Origin of the sequence: Bacillus cereus group sp. BfR-BA-01355 (genome assembly GCF_022663675.1) — a bacterium.
Classification (GTDB): domain Bacteria; phylum Bacillota; class Bacilli; order Bacillales; family Bacillaceae_G; genus Bacillus_A; species Bacillus_A thuringiensis_S.
The window spans coordinates 34,098-54,054 of sequence record NZ_JAKUFY010000013.1 but is presented as its reverse complement, the minus strand read 5'-3'; the positions used below and the strand labels follow the sequence as shown (position 1 = coordinate 54,054).

The window sequence follows — 19,957 nt, the reverse complement described above, 5'->3', positions numbered from 1 at the left end:
TTTTTGTTTTAAAAAGAGAATATATTTTCTCAACAGGACAAATGGTAATCAGCTATAAGTATTAGTTATAAGAATAAAAGGAAAATAGAAATTAATAATAAAGGAGAATGCGAAATGATAACATTAATATCTGAAAAAAATCTAGCTGAAATCCACGAAGACGATGTAGATGTATTAAAAGTAATGGCACATCCTGTTCGATTACAAATTGTAAATGAATTAATGCACCATAAAATGTGTAATGTTACACAGTTAACGGAAATATTAAGAATCCCCCAATCTACTGTTTCACAACATCTATCAAAATTAAGGGGAACCGTACTCCGTTCAGAAAGAAGAGGGTTAGAGATGCATTATTATATAGATAATGCTAAGGCACGTCAGATTGTTGAAATTTTAGGTTTGTAGATTAATAATACATAAAAGGTTTTCTGTTACAAGGCAGGAAACCTTTTTTATATGTATAACTAATTGTGTGATAATATCATACTGTAGAAACTACCTAACAATAATTTAAATTTAACAGCTTGTTTTATCTTGCCATACACAATTTAACACGATATATAGGTATAAACTTACAAAGAAGGGTTTTAATTAGAAATTAGATATAACAATGGATAATGGTAAGTGTATTAAAGAAATTATAGAATTAATGAAATAAAAAATAATCAATAGTTGTTGTAAAGGCATATATTTATAAGAATGTGGCAGGAATGAAATGAACTTTACAGTTACTTTAACTTGGATGAAAAGAGATTTAATAATTGTTTAATAGAGTTCATTACCTAGTAAATACGGAGTTCCTGGGCTTGAAGGGGAGGATATAAAAAGATAATGTGAATAATCCGAAACAAATATGTTTCGGATTAGAGGTTCGAGATTTTATCCATTTTCATTCAACGGTTTGTAAAAGGTAATAAGTTGAATTTTCTGGATTTTAATAAAGGAAATGTATTAGGTTAATCAATAGATACTCCACCAGAGACAATCAGTTTTGTTGGTGCTGGCGTATCTCCACCATTAAACGAAGAGTGTTGTGATACATTTAAACTAATTATGCTACATGCTAATGCACTTACTACTACCATATTTAATACAATTTTCTTAATCTTTTTCATTATTTTAACGCTCCTTTTCTCAAATATTTCTTATCAGCATTATTACTAATATAGAAATATTTGCTTGCCTTAACATGATTATCTGCCTCATAAAATTGGATTGCTAAAATCCCTGCATATTCTTTTACACAATCCCACATTTCCTCTTTTTCAAAATAAGAAATAGCATCAGTAACTACTTTTTCTAGTTTAATTCTAGGTAGTTCTGTGATTAGTTCATTTAAAACTGCGAAACGATGCTTATATTCCTCATTTCCTGATTCATTTGTATACTTCATTCCTTGCTCGATATATGATTTTGCTGTTTCAATGCCTTCTAAATTATAATATGCTCTTGCTAAGACAAATAATGCTTTAAAATGATTCGGTAGGGTATTTATAATTTCAGAACTCTGTCTGATCGCCAATGGAAATAAATCTTGAATATTATATAACCAGCCCAAATTATGACGTACTCTTAATAATAATTGTTCTTCATTATACTTTTTAAAAACATCAATAACCGTATTGAGACATTCTTCAGCTCTTTCAAACTCTCTTAGATCTATACAAGCTAAACCGTATACATTGTCGCATAAGGCAACATTAATTTCATAGCCTACATGATTCTGGTATACTTTTTTTGCCTTTACTACATGTTGAATTGCTTCAAATGGTTGATAAGATTGATAACAGTAAGTTGAAAATCTATACTCAAACTCGGCTTTTTCTACTGCGTCAGGTATATCAATTAAAAGTTCTTCCGCCTTTTCATAGTGTGTTTTTGCTTCAGTATAATTTGCTAAAATTGTAGAATGAATTGCCTTAAAGAAATGATAATAGTAAGCTAAAAATAAAAAATCATCTTTGATAGTAGAGAGTTTTTCTATTTGATTAAAAGAATCTTTTGTAATACTCATTGCATCTACCAAGACCATATATCTAAAATTCAGTAGGGAATAATAGAATGATACATAGTGATCTGCTTTTAGTCCTTTTAAACTTTCTTTTACTTTTAGGTATGTTTGTTTTGCTTCTTTTACATGATATAAACGAATTTCTTCATACCATTCGTGTAATAATCCCATCAATTGCTCATTACTCTTCTCTTGAACAGTCATAATATCCCCCTTTTCTATGTAAAGGCTTATTCTGATAATAACAGGAATTAGATACATTAAATTTAACAATGAGTTTTTTTCATCAATATACAGAATATTCAGGATATGGCAGTTACCCACCCTTTGTAATGCGACAAAATATAGCTAAGATAGTACAAATTTCGCTAAGTGATTTTTTGATGCTTAAATGTTTGCTATTGAATATATCGTATAAGAGGTGTCTTAGTACTATGGTAGAAAAGGAGGTAGCTTACATTGCTATTTTTTTGAGAAAATATTGGACTTATTAAGTTTGAAGGAATTCAATATAAGTATACTCATGTCTACTTATATTGAAAAGTGAGCGTTAGTTTATGATAAGTTTTGGGATTAATTTACTAAGGACAATGACAAATTTAAGAACAAGAAGAAAAGTAATGGATGCTAGAATTCTGCAAGCGTTAGGGTAGAATTTAAATGTTTTTTGAAAAAAAGAATTAGCTGAAGGGGATACAGTTGCTCTTCATGTACATTCTCGTACTAATTCTCAAGATAAGGGAGTTGCTATAGTTGATATATTTCGTATCAAGGATGGAAAGATTGTCGAACACTGGGATGTAATTCAAGAGATTCCAAGTGAAGCAGTTAATGATAATACGATGTTTTAGGTAGAAGGATATATATAAATTTAGATTTATAATAAAAAACCCCATTTTGATTAACCTTTTTTCAAAATGGAGTCTTTTTATTTTCCATATAAAATTAACAGTACCCTTGATGTATGAGTCACATCATAGTAAAAACTCTTCTATAGGCAAGAAGAGTTTTTTAGTAAGTCTATAGCATTCTGGGAGAAATTAATGTTTTTATTATTAATAATGAAAAATAATTAGGATAAGAAGGGGAAAATAGCATGAAAATGAAAGTAGTGATTTTAACAGGTTCAGTACTTGCAGCAACAAATGTTACGGGCAGATACAACTTTTAAAGATGTTCTTACTGATCATCATTTGGTCATATAAAGCATAAAAGAGAAAAATATCGTAGCAGGTTATAGAAATCGTATATATGGTTTCGGTGATAGTATTATACGTGGTTAAGTTGCTAGATTACTTTATCATTTTAGCCAAGATGGTTTTTAAAACATAATCAGTACGATTAAATGGGAGACATGAGTCATTGCTTATCGATGGTAAAGTAGACGTATATAATTTAAAAGGAAACCCATGCAACAATATAAATAATAATTTGTATGTGAACGTAAAAAATACCAAGATGGCCCTGAAGGGGAGGGGGGGCTTGGTGTTTTTTAGCTAATATCACGATTTTTAAGTAATTTTCATATTCTGTTAACCGCACTAATATCAAGTTTTTTAATTCAATCGTTTAAATTTCGCAAGTGTATTCTTTATCTCTTTATCTTCCACATATCAGTGGGTAATCTTTGTATAATCTGATCTTATCTCTAAATCACAACTGTTACCCCAGTACCATCAAGTTAAAGTTTCATTTTATTTTGCTAACTTGATGGTGATGTGACGTAACCTTAATTATTTGGAAATTTTAAAAAAGTCCCCTTAGTCATGTTAAAGGGACCTTGATCACGCAAATGATCTGTAAATCAATTCATTTTTGATAGACAGATCATTTGTATGATAATTTTTGTAAATAATTGCTGAATAGTGAATTTACATAAATGCTTTTAGAAGTTCTTGAATTAATGGGATTGCTCCACCTATAAATTTTAAAACTGCCATTGTGATTTCCATATTATTCTCTCCTCTTTTTTCGTATTAAGATATGATAAATCTTTATAAATTCATTATAGTAAGCGCTTACAATTATTACAATACATTTTCGTATGCAATATTGCATATTTATACATTAGATCTCTATCATTCATTTTTTAATGGTACTATAGCGAGGTGAGAGTCTTTAAGGGTTCTCCTTAATAGGAGGAAATATGGAAAGAGTGCAAGCGATTTACAGTAATCAAAAATTTAAGAGTTGGGTTAAACAGGTATTAGCTGTAGGAGGAGTAATAGGGTGCTGTTATTTGGTGTTATATGTTTTCTGCTTCTTAGTTATCATGTAAATATTATACAACGAAACTAGTAGAGTCTTACCTAGAGAGGTAAGGCTCTTTTATTGTAGTACCTCGAGATGAGCAAACTACATACAATATCTATCAGGTTTTTCAGATCACTTTGTATGGTTCCTTGTTTAGAACAATAATTCCTATCATTGAAATTAAATAAACTTCTATTTAAAAGTTTGAATTTATATTGAAAACAGAATTCTATTGATAAAAAATATGTTTTTACTAGATACATATTAAAAAGACAAGTATAAATTATATTAGATTTTGGCAAAGTCTTTTTGACTTGGAAAAGGATTTAAATATTACTTGTAGATTTGATTCCTTTTTACATACTATAATCCTTATATTGCTACGTAAACATAATACAGTAATAATGATTTAAAAGCAAGAATTTTAGTAGCGGTACGTTCACACATCCATCAACTTAAGATTTTAAAGTAGCTCTTAAACAAAAAACTTCTTTTTTTAATTGATTCATAGTAAACAAGAAAGGTTGGCAAATTAACAACTAAAGAGATTTCTTCAGGTAAGCTAATAAGTAATCTATCAAAAGGTCCTTTACAAAATTTATACATAAGTCAATTATAAGATCATGTAAAATTTAAAATTATGTAAATGTTATACATTTTTGTAAAAGACATTCATTGACACTTGCGTATATAAGTAACTATACTCGTTACATCAAATTGAATGTGTGATAATACGATTTTATTATTACAAACATGTAAATATAAAAATAGAAAATCCCAATTTGATAAATACAATGGTAGAGGTGTTTATTTTAATGAAGCACAAATTAATTGCAACAGGTATCCTTGCAGGATCTATATTATCCTATTCTTCTAATATTTTAGCAGATACTCATAAATTCCCTGATGTTCCTGTATGGGCTGATAAATCTGTTAATTATTTAGTTGATAAACAGGTATTGAATGGTTATCCAGATGGAACTTTTGGTTCAAATGACTCATTAGACAGAGCTTCGGCTACAAAAATTATGTCAAAAGTTTTAGGGATACAAATTGATCCTAATGCAAAACCATCTTTTACAGATTCACAAAACCACTGGGCTACTCCTTATATTGCTGCTGCTGAAAGAGCTGGTATTGTTAAAGGTGAAGGTAATGGAATCTTCAATCCATCCGGAAAAGTAACTCGCGCTGCTATGGCTACGATGCTAGTAAATGCATATAAACTACAAAACACACCAAATTATAACGAGCAGGTTAGATTTGAAGATTTAAAAGGGCATTGGGGAGAAAAATATGCCAATATTTTAATAGATTTAAAAATTTCTAATGGTACTGAGAACGGTTGGCAACCAAATAGATTTATAACACGTGCTGAAGCTGCTCAACTTACTGCAAAAACAGATATGTTACAACAAAATTCAAACGATGAAAAAGAGATTATTACTGCTACTTCATATGAAGATTTAAATTTAACAGTGGCTTCGAAAATTACAGCTCAAGAGATTGATAGTTTTATTGCGAAATATCATTCGGATAGTCCTTTAGTTGGACATGGGCAAGATTTTATCAATGCGCAAAATCAATATGGCGTGAGTGCTCATTATTTAGCAGCGCATGCGATTTTAGAATCTGGATACGGAAAATCAGAAATCGCATATCAAAAACATAATCTATTCGGTCTACGTGCATATGATGGAGATCCGTTTAAATATGCGAAATATTTACCAAGCTACGGCGATAGCATTGCTTATAACGCTAATTATGTACGAGAAAGATATTTAGAAGAAAGTGGTATGTATTATAACGGGCCAACATTAACTGGCATGAACGTGAAATATGCATCAGATAAAGGTTGGGCTAAGAAAATTGCGGGTATTATGGAACGTATTAAACCGTTTCGTGTAGAAGACTATACATATGCAAAAAAATTACCAAAGAATCCTGAAACATTAGATGTCGACGCATTATCTAATGAAATTCCATATAAAATGTATGCAGACGGTTCAAGCTCAAATGTTGTATCATCAGCTACTTACTATCAGGTACCTTATCCATTTAATTTAAAAATTAAAAGTAGACCAGATGTAGCTGTCGAGGAGAATAAAGTTGGTACAGTAACTTCTGGAACAACCATCTTTATTTATCGTGAAGATCCAAATGGATGGGTAGAATTCTCTTTTGAAGCGAATGGAGAAAAATACTGGACATTAAAAAGTAAATTAAGTATGTAATTAAAAAGATCTATTTCACTACTTTTAATCGATTAGATTATAATCTCATATAATTGAGAGACAATTTTTTTACTTTCTTAAAATAAAGTTATGTATACAAGAAAAGTTAGAGGATTATTTTCTCTAACTTTTCTTCGCTAGTATTTGAAATTAAAAAGATGGTGGAGTTACTCCAAATATAACAGTGACCTTGTTTAAAGAAGTGTTTTCCCATTTATGCTTTGCATAAGGTGGGATTTTAACACTATCACCTGTATTGAGAAGTAAAACCTCATCATTTAGATATAGTTTTACTTGTCCTTCCATAATAAATGCTATTTCTTCCCCTTTATGTGCCACAGGCTCCATAGATGAAGCAGTTTGAGGTAACAGATTCATTAAAGCCAATTCTAGTGATCCATCTAAATTAGGAGATAATAGCTCATACGAAACATTGCCGCTTTCAGGAAAAGTTATTTTTTTTCTTTGGTTAGCTCTTACAACTAATTCTTCTGTACTGGTATCCTCTAAGAAAAAATTAAACAATGGAATATTTAATGCTACAGAAATTAATTTTAGTGTTTGTAATGATGGATTTGTGATTCCTTTCTCAATTTGACTTAACATGGAAGGTGTTATATCAGCTAACTCTGCTAAACGTTTACTGGTTAATCCGGCACCTTTTCTAAATGCCATAATTTTTTGACCAACATTAGTATTGTTCATATATGTAATCCCCTTTAAATAAGTAAATGAAATTAAATTATTATTAATTTTATTTACTTATACTTAATATATTGTTAATATATACTTAATTATAATAAATTATGATTAATTTTAAAATATCGTATGTACATATGGCAGCAGCTGCGAAAAAGTGGGAAAAAGATTTACTTAGAAATAAAGGGGCTACTATTTTTGAATATACAGCTGGTTATAGTAAAGCAGTAGAAGAAGGAGGAACATAAGTTAATAAGAATCAAATGTGCTATTTTATTAACGATGAAAAATCAAAGCATGTATTTTAAGGTAATGCAGTAGTTGCTACTCGTCTGAATAATTGATATACAAATAAAAGTTGATGGATCGCATCCTCTATTTGTATATCTACCATGTGGAGTAGGATTTGGTGGAGCTTCGTTTAGTTTAAAAATTATGGTATGGGATCATGTACATGTAATTTTTGCTGGGCTATCCATTCTTCGTATATGCTAATAGGTATGATGACCGGATTATATGATGGGATTCCCATACAAGATTTTTAATGAAAAGGATTCTAATAAGTAAAGGACAACTTAAGAGTAGACTTCAATGCTGTATTGTAAAATTTTTAAGGAAGTGAAAAAAGTATGAAATCAGCTTTAAATAGTATTATGATCTCCTCGATTTTTGCAGTAGGAGGGATCCTTTCGCTTTTGTTTAATTTAATGGGGGATCAAGATTGGATCTGGAATTGGGTAGGGCTATTACTAGCATATCTATCTTTGGGCATTTTAATCGGTTTATATAATAAAACTGTGGATCACAAAACATTTCCTAAAATACTAAAAAGAACTTTGTTTATTTCCTTTAATGTTACTATATTAGGGATAATAATAGGGGTAACATACCAACTATTAGGAAAGTGGAATCTTACTATAATGATGTATTATTGGCTGATAATTTTATTACTACATTTAATTACTGTAATAACATTAGTCATCCTAGTATTCGAAAACGGTAATAGTAAAAATTACAGCTTACTATATAGTTTTATTATACTTTTAAACATTGTCCTTACCTTAGGACCAGTATTATTTCCAGTAGTTCTAACTATTATAGGAAATGCCATGAACGTTAGTGCAGGGCACTAATTTTCACCTATATAGATTATTAAAATGATTAGTCCAAAATTGAGATTGGTTAAGTTAAAAAACTTAATAAGCTAATAGGATAGTAAAACTAAACGACATAAAGTGGAATGATTTGATAGAAAGAAGATTATAATATGAAAATTAAGCTTAAGAAAAAAAGAATTATAAGTGTATTGTTAGCTATTACATTAGTAGCAATAGGGTATTACATGTTTCAATCTATTACAAATCCTAAGCTGGTAAATGCGGAAGAGGGAAACAGTGTTCAACAAGTGAGCAGTCTACCTAAAAATGAATTAAAAAAACCAATACCTAATCGTTTTGATGGTAAAGAAAGAAAAGTTGCATATTTAACTTTTGATGATGGACCAGGAAAATATACAGCTAACCTATTAGATGTATTAAAGAAAAATGATGTGAAAGCAACATTCTTTTTAATTGGCGATAATGTGAAAAGGTTCCCAGATTTAGTGAAACGAGAGCATGTAGAGAACCATTATGTGGGTATGCATAGTATGACACATGATTTTAAAAATTTATACACCAATCAGGAATATGTGAAGGAAATGAAAGAGGATCAATCTTTAATTAGAAATGTTATTGGAAACTCCCCGAAATTAACACGCCCACCATATGGATCAATGCCTGGATTAAATGAATCACTTCGAAATGAAGTAGTCAGAAATAATTTAAAAGTATGGGATTGGACAATTGACTCTCTAGATTGGAAATATAATAAACTACCTGTGGATGTAGCGGCCGCAAAAATTGTTCAAAATGTCTTAGCAGGTGCGACGTCTTCAAAGGAAATTGTTTTAATGCACGATATTCATCCACAATCTGTTGCGGCAGTTCCAGCAATTATAAAAGGATTAAGAGAAAAAGGGTATGAATTTGAAGCTTATGGTGAGAACAATCATTTTCCAATAAACTTCTGGCATGATAGCCGGATATAAAAGTATTTATGAGTTAAATGAATGGAATAAGAAATTGATATAGGGTTTAAATATATGTAAGAGCGCGTTGATCTAAATATATACCAACACGCTCTTTATTTATTTTTTATTATTTAAATGTAAGTATAGGGTTTTTATCGTATATAAATAATTAAATATCTTTTATTTTTATACAATAAATTACTTAATTGTTATATAAATATTGAATGAATTTAATTGTCGTTTTTAAAAAACAGTAAAATTGGCACAACACTAAACGTAATGGTAGTTATAGCAAGTGTCTCTTGTATCATATTATCTATACTAGGATTTTGGGGCCTTAATAAAGGGGAGCATTGTGAAGTCTTTTAATAGTATGCTGGATAACTTGCAAAAATTAATTGGAGAAGTAAAAAACACAACACAAGAAGTTACTTTTTCTACTGATGGGATGTTACAAGTTACTAAACGAGCATCTCATATATCAAGAGAGGTTGTTCATACTTATATTTGTTATCTATCTTGTCTCTTATTACTTGTATCTTCCAACCACTTAGAAACATATTCTTGCATACGAGATTCTAATGATTGAATCGTTTTATTTGATATAGCAAGTGCTTGATCCGCATACTTATTCGGGAACATGTTGCGCAAAGTAGGTTCATTTTCAGCACCATCTCCTGGTTCACGGTAATCTTCAATGATGTAATCATCGCCATTTTTTGTGACTGTCACACGGACTGGAAGTAAATGTCCTGCTTGAGGAACTGTCTGTGTTTCGCGGTTATATCCTTGCATGAGGGAATGGAGATAGACATACATTTTTTCATCCTTCATCTCAGTTCCATAGATTACATGCGTCTCAAATTGTTTTTTTGTATGATTTAATTTGTCTTGATTCCAGGCAATGATACTTTCTGAAATAAGGGAATCTAGTTTGCTGTTTAGCGGAATCTCCGTTACATCCTTTGCATCATTTTGGACTGAATCACACCCTGTTGTAATGAAAACGAGTGTGATAATGCTTACGGTAATCATTATCTTTCTCAAAATCTTATTTTCATATGTTAATGCAAAACGTCTGCTCATCAATTCACTCCATTTCTCTTCGTGCTAATCATCCACTGACATAAATATTTTATATAACAATAGTAAAATCGTCTTCAAACTAGAAACTTATTCTATCCAAGGGAATATATTGCATTATATAATACATACTATACCATTCTTACACATAACGGGAGAGACTCTATGAGAAAAGTTATAATGTATTGTGGGATCTTTAGTATGATTCTTTTAAGCGGTTGTATCCGATTCGGAAAAGACACTACAGATACCATTTATCTCATTCCAGAAGCATACGAAGGAGACCTTTTGGTTCTATACAATGTTCCAGGAGCTGAGTTGTTGCCAGAAGAAGATGGGTTTCGTGTTGTTACTTTTTCTGCAGACGGGACCGCAGTAACATCAACACCTAATATGAAATATGGGGAAGTCAACGATACCTATTACACGGTTAACAAGGAAGGAAAGCGCACCAAACTTGACGAAAGCTGCATACGCGTTGGTTCAAATGGAAGCACTACTGAAAACATCGGTGAAGAAAATGAGCATACTTTCTCATACGCGAAATTGGAAGTCACACCTAGTGCATGCTCACAAAGCTTCTCATCATACGGGAGAGAAGTACCAGAAAATCAAGAACATCCTGTAGAGAAGAAACTGAGGGACTTACTGGTGCGTGTAAAAGAGCAGTATATGAAAGTGAAGAGCTAAATTTTAAAATTCTAAAAAGGGTGAATGGATGGATGATGTTAGGGATAGGGCTAATTGTATTAGGCATTTTACTTGTCAGCATAGTATCATACCGAGAAATAAAGAAAGCAGGGGGCGTTACCTGGATTGAAATTCTAGTCTATCCCTTTTTATTATTAATATGCGCGCTACTCGAGCATATTGATTTGCCAGGGTTTTTAATATTTTTAGGTTTGGTATGTATTGTTTTTGGTAGCTGTATGGTCATGGGCGTCAATATTCTATAACATTAAGAGCAAAGCATCTAGTTCAGATGCTTTTTTATTTTATTTTGTAATTTTTATTTTTAATGTCTATCACACTAGTTACCCAGACATACAGGGTTCCAAGTGCTGGTAAAAAACTTAGCAAGTTGAATGTATTCTCTATAATATAGAATGAAATAAAAATGGAGGAAAAATAAATAGACAATGGAAGAAAAATGTATACGTCACGTTTTAAAGATTTTAAACTTTGCACTTTATTCACCTCAGCTTTTCTGGCATTATGTTTTAAATAAGAACCCGTAAATTTGCAGATTCTCCTGGTGATGATTTTAAAATATGTAACTCAGTTTTAATCATAGAATGTATTGAGTCACTATAAAAATCAAATATTAATTTTCTAAAGAATCCTATACAAACCTTATTGCGTTAGAAATACAGACCTAATTATAACCGTTGTAAATGGATCCAATTAGATTTCGGCCATCCCAGTATCCGCATCATAACTAGTAACACTTCCTGTCATCCCTTTTAAAATACCAACATGGACTGTTGCATCCGCACTAACTGTTACAATTTTCATCACATTCAGCTCCGTTTCGATAATATGCTTTGAATTCCCGCGTGATCATTTATTCGTTAGATAACAAAAACGCACCGTAACCCAGTGCGTTTCAGACAAATATACCTATATGTTTTACTTTGTAATTTGGAAGGAGCCACCATAATAATATGAAGTGTCTATCTTCAGTACTGCTACATATGTACCTGGTGTGTAAACTGTTGTAATAGGTGTTGTGAACCTAGAATAGTAGTGGTGCCCAGCCTCACCTGCAGAAATGGTTTTGTAGCGCTGCAATTCACCTTCTCCGTTCAATCTATAAATCTTTACAACACCCACATCTTTTCCGCCTATATATACCGTCGTATCAAACGTACCACCTTGTTTTAACCTACCAGGGGCTAATTCTTGTATATAGTCCGCATTGTGATGCAATAAGAAATACGTTTGCCATGGCCAATCATCCACAACAGCTGAAGCTTGCTTAATCGTATTTACTTCAGCGCGCGCTTTATCAGGTAGCGTACTGTCTAAAACGATAAAACCCGAAAAGGTTAAGGCACCAATTAAAGCAAATGAACATAATTTTTTCATATTAAATTCCTCCCGTTTATCTGACATTTTCATAGTCTACTTACAGGTATTAGGTTGTCATCCATTAATTGGATTGTTATTATAAAATCAATATATCATTTTCTTTTAATTTAATCAAATTAGAATTTTCTAACAAATTATGAGAATAGATAAAATTCTACCTTTCTCCGTTTTTTCTATCATACAGAAGAAAGAACAGAGGCGATAAAGAAATTTTATTCCTCTCTCTTTTTAAACTAACAATATTCCCCACTTGTACGGTACGAAACTATATAAAATAGACACGAAAGGGGACTTGAATTAGCGAATATTTACATATAATCTAAGAGATGCAAGCTTAACATTTCATAACGGATCGATGGTGCCGTTTCAAGATGGACAATGCGCTATAACAAGTGAAATGTTGTATTTTTACCATGATGTTTTACTCCAAGTGCGACAGAAAACACCCAGTATTTTTATTCGTAATCATCCAACAAAGAAAGAGGGATATGGATATTTGGTACAATCACGGAATTGTAGAAGAAAGAGAATAAAAGAAGAAAATATATACTGTTCCAAATTAATATTCCATGTGCTTTTGAACATACATTCCCTACTTTAAATGTATATATTTAATATATAAATATATCGTGTTATAATGTAAATTAGAAACTCGCGTGTTTCAAATACAACATTTTTATCTTCTTGATGACCTCTTATCTTTCCGTAAGAGGTCTTTTTTTTATCCCTTCGTATTGCATAGCCGCTAAAATACTATGAAAAGATACTAGAGATTACTCCACTGTGATATTCTCTAGTATCTTTTCTTTATCTATATTATCTATTGTTGGGTAAACGATGAATTATTACCTTTTGTATAATTTTTATACATCCTGCAAATACGTTATTTTTTAGTAGGCAATTAAAATTTATATACATAATGCATAGAACAGTAGTGAGGAGATAACAGGAAGTAATAAATATTTTGGATGACTTCTTATTTTGTAAAACTAGGGTGTAGAAAGGATGAAACAGATGGAAGAAAAACGAATTGCGATTTTTGTAGTGGATGGCAATGTCAAAGTCGCGAGCAAACTCCGTGATGTTGTGTTAGATATTGTTGATTTTGATAATTTAGGAGAATACGTAGAGCCTGCTTTTACAGGGATATTGTATTAAGAACAGGAGGGAGTATGATTCCAAAAGAAGTAATGGTATAATACGTCTCAATTTCCTGATTTAGCAAATCTGCTACCAACTGAAATTGTTGTTTATCCGGCTATTTGCCGCGCAGCCCGATTGGTGAGGGCTGATTAAAGTTTCACTTTATTAAATTGGATTAAGAGATTCTTGAAATGAGGTAGAAACAAAACAGCTTTGTGGGAATTAAACAAAAGGCTGTTAAAACAATTAAAGTGTTAGTTAAAAAAAGCTGATAGCTGAGCGAGAAGTAAACAATTAAAAAACTTTACTACATATGTAGCAAGTTTTTTCTTAACGTACGAAAATCTCATTATGCATTACTATTAACTTAAGATCATGTATCTTATGATGAAATTCTATCTCTCTATTCATTTATTCGAAGATTCTTAAAATTCTTGCGATAAAACGTGGATGTATTTATAATTATAGTTAGTTAAGCTAACTAATTATAGTTGGATTTTCAACACAGGAATAGTTCAATAAAAAACAAGAATCTGAAGCAAATTTGTTAATCTATAGGGCGATTCCTCAAAGAATAGAGCTGTACGCAGAATGAATTTAAAAAAACGGTAGCGAAGGGAAACTAATTAAATGGCAGCTAAGCTTGGTTTATTTATGTTATGAGTATCTGATAATGCACGAGACAAAGAAATGGTATGTCGCTAATTACTTGCTTTCTGTGCTTCTTGTGCATCATTAATTGAGAAGTAAAGTTATTAAATAAAATACATGTAAGTATAAAAGATAAAGTTGGAGAAGGTAGATAAATACGTTGGATTATTAAATTCAACGTATTTTTACAGAATAAAAGTTAGTCTAACTTATTATAAGTTAAGCTAATTTAATTAGAAGGAGGTGAAAATTGTTTACAACTTGTCTTAGTAATAACACAAATTACTTAAATATACTGATTTCTATGGAACTTAAGAAATTTGGAACAAATAACAAGGAGGGTTTAATTAATGAATAGTTCTAAAGAAAATAATCCTATTTTGGCGGTCGTTAGCTCCAGCGGTAATCAAATTCATTTCTTCAATACGAAAAATTTTGAAAGAATAGGGGTTATAGATTCTCCAGTTACAGAACCTCATGAATTATGTTTCGATTCTAAGCGTCAATTGTTATATGTAAGTATTACTTATCGCTCAGGTTTTTATAGAAATAATCCGGAAAAAAGCCATGAAATTTTAGTTATCGATATTGATCAATTTAAAGTAATTGATATCATTGATATTTCGCCGGAATTTGCACCACATGGTTTAGTTTATAATGAAAAAAAAGACTTATTGTATGTAAGTGTTGAATCTGGTGAAGGAGGAATTTTAATTATTAATCTTAACACGAGAAAAGTGCTAGATAGAATCTCTACAGAAGCAACAGGTCCACATTGGTTTGTGACGAATCCAGATGGTACAAAAGGATATTCCTCTAATAAAGAGGCGCCCTTTATATCGGTTTTAGATACACATAATAAGGAGTTAATTGGAAAAGTATCTATGCCCTATGGTAGTGAAGAACTAGCTATTTCTCCTAAAGGTAATCGAGTTTATATCCCTTCACCATGTTTACTTGGAGACTACAAAGAGGAGCAACCTACACTTAGCATCATTAATACAGAAACCGATAAAATTATAAAGACAAAATCATTTTCAGATTTAATTACTCCGGTTCATGTAACGAATGATGGGAAAGTATTGGTAGGACATACGCGTTTTCAGAATAAGAATGGAGAGAGAACAAGAAGTATGTTTTCTCCAGCACCAGGGTATGTTTCTGTTCTTGATGGAGAATCGTTAAATGTGTTAGGTACAATAGAAGTAGATTTACTCCCAATTACAATGCGTTCTTCTACGGACGGAACGGTTGGATATGTTTCTAACCTTAGATCAGGGACAATAAGTGTATTAGATTTAGTTAATTACAAGAATGTTCATACCATTGAAGTTGATCCAGGAGATCGAAATGCAGATCCTTCTGTAAATCAAGGAGCTCACGGTATAGCATATATAGAAAGGTAAAATAAGAAAACGCTATTCTTTTTGTAGAAATTTACAGAAAGTATGGCGTTTTTTATGTATCTATTAATTTCTGATGAATTCCAATTAGGTCTATTTTTTTTGCTGGTTAGGAGCGCCTGTTATTCATTATTGACTTCTGATAAATAGATTATGTTTCCATGTTAAAAGAGTAGGCAAAGTTTTTTAATGCTTGTTATTAGCTTTTGTATGAAATTAACTTTGGATAATTGATTATTGTATTCTTCTAATTGGATTAGATATTCATAATTAATTTGCAACAACCAAACTTCTTTGAAAACGAACTAAAAGGTATTTTAAATGTATGTTTTAAAACACCACTAATAATGATAACGTTTGCTAAATATAGGAGCTCCTTAAGTTTGTAAGAAGCTTACAAACCTCCTTCTTCCAATGCAACTTAAGCGTAAATTAATTTTTTGTAAATATGGAACAATGTCCTTACTTACACTGTCTATTAAGCGTTAAACATTTTTTATTAAATATATTAAGAAAGGAATCATCATTTTTAACTAAGGGAGAAGATTGAATTGAAAAAATTATGGATGCTGCTTTTCGTTTGTTTCGCAGTTATGTTGGTAGGATGTAATAAAAACGAACCGCCAAAACAAGCATTTGAAGAATATATCAACTTATGGAATGATAGAAAATTTGCAAATATGTATGATCATTTATCAGATCATGCCAAAAAATCGATTTCTAAAAAAGAATTCACAGAAAAATATCAAAAAATCTATGAGGGGATTGGAGCTAAAAATTTAAAAGTTAAAATGAAAGGAGAGAATACGAAAGATAAAGAGCTTTTTCTTTTTGAAGTTAAAATGGATACGGATGTAGGATCAGTTTCATTCATCCACGAAGCAAAACTTGTGAAAGATAAAGAATCTTGGAAAATAGATTGGACACCGGACTTCATTTTCCCAGGAATGAAAAAAGATTACAAAGTACGTATGCAAATAGAGCAAGGAAAACGAGGAGAAATATATGATCGAAATGGAAAAGGGCTTGCAACGAATGGTAAAGCAACTGAGGTTGGAATTATTCCAGAGAAACTAGGCGAAGCAGCAGCGCAAACGAAAGGAATAGTAGCGCAATTACTTGATATGTCTATAGAAGAGGTCGAACAAAAGCTCACAGCGAAATGGATAAAACCAGACTCCTTTGTACCAATTGGCGTTTTAAAAGAGGGAACTAGACAGAATGATTATATTGAATTAGAAGGAGTTTCATCTCGCCCAGTAAATATTCGTACGTATCCATTAGGTGAAGCAGCGGCACACTTAACTGGATATATAGGAAAGGTGAATGCGGAGGAGTTAAAATCACTTCAAAAACAAGGTTATCAAGCAGATGATTTAGTAGGTAAGACCGGTTTAGAGAAAGTGTTAGAAAATAAATTGCGTGGTGAAAAGGGTGGACGCGTATTTATAGAAGATGAGAATGGGAAAGAGATTAAAAACGTAGCAAAAAAAGAAGCAAAAGAAGGAGAAAATGTTACGTTAACAATTGATGCTGCAATTCAAGAAAAAATCTTTAATGAGATGAAAACTGAAGCAGGATCTAGTGCAGCGGTCAATCCTAAAACAGGTGAAACAATCGCACTTGTAAGTAGCCCTGCTTATAATCCAAATATAATAGTTAGAGGAGCATCGAAAGCCCAACGAGAAGCATGGAATAACGACTCGAAACTACCAATGACGAATCGCTTTACACAAGCATTTGTACCAGGTTCCGTATTTAAAACGATCACAGGTGCAATTGGTTTGGAAACAAACACAATAAATCCGAAGGAAGAATTTAAAATTCAAGGATTGAAGTGGACAAAAGATTCGTCTTGGGGAAATTACTATGTAACGCGTGTAAAGGATGCAAGTCCAATTGATTTTGATAAGGCAATGAAGTACTCTGATAATATTTATTTTGCTCAACAAGCTTTGAAAATGGGAAAAGATCAGTATGTAAAGGAATTTAAAAAGTACGGATTTCATGAAAAATTACCAATCGAATACGAATTTCCTATTTCAATCATTGCAAAAGATGGGATAAAAAACGATATTCAACTAGCAGACACGGGCTATGGACAAGGACAAGTATTAATGACGCCACTTCATTTAGCATTAACATATGCACCGATTGTGAATGAAGGGAATATTCCGTCGCCACATCTTTTAAAAGAAGCAAAAGTAGCAGGGAATTGGAAAGAAAATGTGGTTTCTAAAAAGAATCAAGAGATATTAAAGAGTGCATTAATCAAAGTCATTAATGACCCTGATGGTGCAGGGAGAATTGCAAAGGTTGATGGTGTAACGCTTGCTGGTAAAACTGGTACAGCAGAACTGAAAGAGTCGAAAGAAGCAGACGGAAAAGAACTGGGATGGTTCGCAGCTTTCGATGCAAATGCGCCAGACATGATTGTTACAATGATGATTGAAGATGTAAAAGGAAGAGGAGGAAGTAACGTTCCAGGTGAAAAAGTAAAACATGTATTTCAGAAATAATACTTAATTATAAGGTGAATTTTTTGACTAAATTTATTACATGTTTGCTTAACTCAAAGATATAAATTGGGGAAAATATAGAACAATTAAATTTCAAAAAAGCATTCTTTCTAATCGAGAATGCTTTTTTGCTGCGACTCTAGAAAGTTAATACCTTATCTTAATTTTCATTTCTAAAAAGTTGGCATTGCTAATGGTAAATAGAAGAGTATAGCAAATTGAAATGGACAAGTGGAGTGTTACGTTAAATTCAAAAAACAGATTTTCATGAGTAGAATTTTATCATTGTATGCTTTACTTGTTTTTTAGTAGTATTATTCTGCTTGAAAAAAGATAAACAATGGAACAAATGAAATTTGTATCTTGTCTATATATTGAAACCATAATAAAAGTGAGGGCAGTTTTTATGTTTATTCAAATAAGTTTGAGGTGTGGAAATGGAACAGACGTTTATTGAAAAGTGTAATCATGATGAGCTGGACTATGTTATAAAAGACTATTGGCAAGATGTATGGAATTATTCATTTATTATTACGAAAGATCCACACTTATCAGATGATATCACGCAAGATGTATTTATAAAGGTGTTTAAAAATTGGAATTCATTTCGAAAGGAGTCATCTATTAAAACGTGGATATTAAAAATCACAAGAAATACGGCAATAAACTATTTGAAATCCTCTTATTTTAAAAGGATATCTTTAATAGGATTTTTTAGTGACGATAAGCAATCCCTGTCAGCAGAACAAGAATTTTTTAAGCAAGAAGAAATGAATGATGTGTGGAAGGTTGTATTAGAACTACCTAAAAAGCACCGTGAAATAATTATATTGGACGCAAAATATGAATTATCTTATGAAGAAATGGCTGAAACATTAGGAGTATCCATTGGAACTGTAAAATCGAGATTAAGTAGAGCGAGAAGTAAGGTTTCAAAATTAATAGGGGAGGGTAGTAGTGATGAACAATAAACAAAATCCTGACTGGTATAGAAAAATAAAAAAAGGGCCAATGGAGAATCGTAAAGATGAAGAAGAATTTATTTCTAAAATAAAGCAGTCTATATATGAAAATAATGAAGTGGATTTTGTAAAACATAAAAGACCATTTCGTAAAAAAGCATTACCTATTGTAGTTGTTTTAGTTTGTACAATGTTATTTTTCATTGTTCAACAACCTTGGCTTGATGATAATAAATCACCGGTACAAAGTAGTACTCAAATTAAGCCTAAAACAAAAGATGAGTCTGCTCAAGATCCATCATTAAAACAATTTATGAATGAACTATATCAAAGTACGAACTCGAAAAATGAAAATGACCTGTACAAAGCGTTAAATGATGAAGTTCTATTTAAAGGGAAGAGTTATAAGAAGGATGAACTGAAGTTTGATGAAGATATTTTTCATGAGTTGCAAGTCGCTCTTACAATGGGGGGAGAGTTTGCAAATGATACAAAAAAAGTATACAAAGTACCAAGTGGATTGACAGAAAGTAACCAACCAAAGCAAGCGCATTTTATATATGCAACGGTTACTGGAAATAAAACGAAAATTTTAGCTGAACCAAAACGAGAATCACAAGTGTTATATGAAGTATCTAATGAAATGGTAAAAGCTTGGATTCCAGAAAAAGTGCAAAATGATGGATATATAAAAATATCGACAATTAATGGCAATACTGGATACGTACAAAAAGAGTATGTTTTAACTGATATTAAGTATTCATTTATGTTCGAAAAAAATGATAATGGTGAATGGAAAATAATAAATGTAGATTCTATTTGGTAAAAGAGGAA

At 31.4% G+C, this 19,957-nt stretch carries 17 protein-coding genes and 2 pseudogenes; 13 read left to right on the top strand and 6 right to left on the bottom strand.

All coding sequences use genetic code 11. The features are described 5' to 3' along the window. Positions 1 to 114: 114 nt before the first annotated feature. Entirely contained in the window at positions 115 to 408 is a 294-nt protein-coding gene (locus tag MR167_RS06750) for an ArsR/SmtB family transcription factor (protein WP_000631350.1), read from the top strand. A gap of 551 nt (positions 409 to 959) precedes the next feature. On the opposite strand, the gene MR167_RS06745 is transcribed toward MR167_RS06750, so the two are convergent. Both MR167_RS06745 and MR167_RS06740 read right to left on the bottom strand, forming a co-directional pair. Next, entirely contained in the window at positions 960 to 1,118 is a 159-nt protein-coding gene (locus MR167_RS06745) for a Phr family secreted Rap phosphatase inhibitor (RefSeq protein ID WP_000721348.1), read from the bottom strand. Next, on the bottom strand, positions 1,118 to 2,218 hold the full coding sequence (locus MR167_RS06740; protein WP_106082168.1) for a response regulator aspartate phosphatase: 1,101 nt from the start codon (positions 2,216 to 2,218) through the stop codon (positions 1,118 to 1,120). Before MR167_RS06740 ends, MR167_RS06745 begins: the two co-directional genes overlap by 1 nt. A 467-nt stretch (positions 2,219 to 2,685) precedes the next feature. Between MR167_RS06740 and MR167_RS06735 the strand changes: the two are divergent. Then, positions 2,686 to 2,865 (top strand): annotated as a pseudogene (locus tag MR167_RS06735) (nuclear transport factor 2 family protein); the annotation flags it as partial. Between the two features lie 1,020 nt (positions 2,866 to 3,885). On the opposite strand, the pseudogene MR167_RS06730 reads toward MR167_RS06735, so the two are convergent. Beyond that, positions 3,886 to 4,072 (bottom strand): annotated as a pseudogene (locus tag MR167_RS06730) (hypothetical protein). A 1,010-nt stretch (positions 4,073 to 5,082) separates the two neighbouring features. Between MR167_RS06730 and MR167_RS06725 the strand changes: the two are divergent. Further along, entirely contained in the window at positions 5,083 to 6,501 is a 1,419-nt protein-coding gene (locus MR167_RS06725; protein WP_242314232.1) for an S-layer homology domain-containing protein, read from the top strand. 150 nt (positions 6,502 to 6,651) lie between these two features. Here the strand turns inward: MR167_RS06725 and MR167_RS06720 are convergent, their stop codons facing one another. Continuing rightward, positions 6,652 to 7,206, bottom strand: a complete 555-nt coding sequence (locus MR167_RS06720) for a helix-turn-helix domain-containing protein (RefSeq protein ID WP_242314230.1) — start codon at positions 7,204 to 7,206, stop codon at positions 6,652 to 6,654. A gap of 101 nt (positions 7,207 to 7,307) precedes the next feature. Between MR167_RS06720 and MR167_RS06715 the strand changes: the two genes are divergently transcribed. From MR167_RS06715 to MR167_RS06705, 3 genes are all read left to right on the top strand, one after another. Next, complete coding sequence (locus tag MR167_RS06715; RefSeq protein WP_003260087.1) at positions 7,308 to 7,448, top strand: hypothetical protein; 141 nt, start codon at positions 7,308 to 7,310, stop codon at positions 7,446 to 7,448. Between the two features lie 381 nt (positions 7,449 to 7,829). After that, complete coding sequence (locus MR167_RS06710; RefSeq protein ID WP_000833540.1) at positions 7,830 to 8,333, top strand: DUF3902 family protein; 504 nt, start codon at positions 7,830 to 7,832, stop codon at positions 8,331 to 8,333. Between the two features lie 134 nt (positions 8,334 to 8,467). Continuing rightward, on the top strand, positions 8,468 to 9,289 hold the full coding sequence (locus MR167_RS06705) for a peptidoglycan-N-acetylglucosamine deacetylase (RefSeq protein ID WP_000694595.1): 822 nt from the start codon (positions 8,468 to 8,470) through the stop codon (positions 9,287 to 9,289). A 492-nt stretch (positions 9,290 to 9,781) separates the two neighbouring features. Here MR167_RS06705 and MR167_RS06700 read toward each other — a convergent pair whose 3' ends face one another. Continuing rightward, entirely contained in the window at positions 9,782 to 10,357 is a 576-nt protein-coding gene (locus MR167_RS06700) for a peptidase M56 (RefSeq protein WP_242314229.1), read from the bottom strand. A 162-nt stretch (positions 10,358 to 10,519) separates the two neighbouring features. Here MR167_RS06700 and MR167_RS06695 point away from each other — a divergent pair, with 162 nt between their 5' ends. Further along, a complete protein-coding gene (locus MR167_RS06695; protein ID WP_001233342.1) occupies positions 10,520 to 11,044 on the top strand; it encodes a DUF6843 domain-containing protein in 525 nt (174 codons plus the stop codon). Positions 11,045 to 11,076: 32 nt separating this feature from the next. After that, the gene (locus tag MR167_RS06690; RefSeq protein ID WP_000979114.1) at positions 11,077 to 11,310 is read left to right on the top strand and encodes a hypothetical protein; all 234 of its coding nucleotides are present in this window, start codon (positions 11,077 to 11,079) and stop codon (positions 11,308 to 11,310) included. A 673-nt stretch (positions 11,311 to 11,983) separates the two neighbouring features. Here the strand turns inward: MR167_RS06690 and MR167_RS06685 are convergent. Continuing rightward, positions 11,984 to 12,442, bottom strand: coding sequence for a DUF5065 family protein (locus tag MR167_RS06685; RefSeq protein ID WP_000732058.1), 459 nt, complete (start codon positions 12,440 to 12,442; stop codon positions 11,984 to 11,986). 1,008 nt (positions 12,443 to 13,450) lie between these two features. Here MR167_RS06685 and MR167_RS06680 point away from each other — a divergent pair. The 5 genes from MR167_RS06680 to MR167_RS06660 all read left to right on the top strand — a co-directional run bounded on the left by MR167_RS06680 (position 13,451) and on the right by MR167_RS06660 (position 19,949). Then, positions 13,451 to 13,603: a hypothetical protein gene (locus MR167_RS06680; RefSeq protein WP_000812115.1), complete on the top strand. Its 153-nt coding sequence runs from the start codon at positions 13,451 to 13,453 to the stop codon at positions 13,601 to 13,603. A gap of 986 nt (positions 13,604 to 14,589) precedes the next feature. Continuing rightward, a complete protein-coding gene (locus tag MR167_RS06675) occupies positions 14,590 to 15,645 on the top strand; it encodes a YncE family protein (protein WP_001088901.1) in 1,056 nt (351 codons plus the stop codon). A gap of 548 nt (positions 15,646 to 16,193) precedes the next feature. Next, positions 16,194 to 18,161: a penicillin-binding transpeptidase domain-containing protein gene (locus MR167_RS06670; protein ID WP_242314227.1), complete on the top strand. Its 1,968-nt coding sequence runs from the start codon at positions 16,194 to 16,196 to the stop codon at positions 18,159 to 18,161. 437 nt (positions 18,162 to 18,598) lie between these two features. Continuing rightward, entirely contained in the window at positions 18,599 to 19,132 is a 534-nt protein-coding gene (locus tag MR167_RS06665; RefSeq protein ID WP_000438327.1) for an RNA polymerase sigma factor, read from the top strand. After that, a complete protein-coding gene (locus MR167_RS06660) occupies positions 19,122 to 19,949 on the top strand; it encodes an SH3 domain-containing protein (RefSeq protein WP_242314225.1) in 828 nt (275 codons plus the stop codon). The genes MR167_RS06665 and MR167_RS06660 overlap by 11 nt, the downstream gene beginning before the upstream one ends. Positions 19,950 to 19,957: the final 8 nt, after the last annotated feature.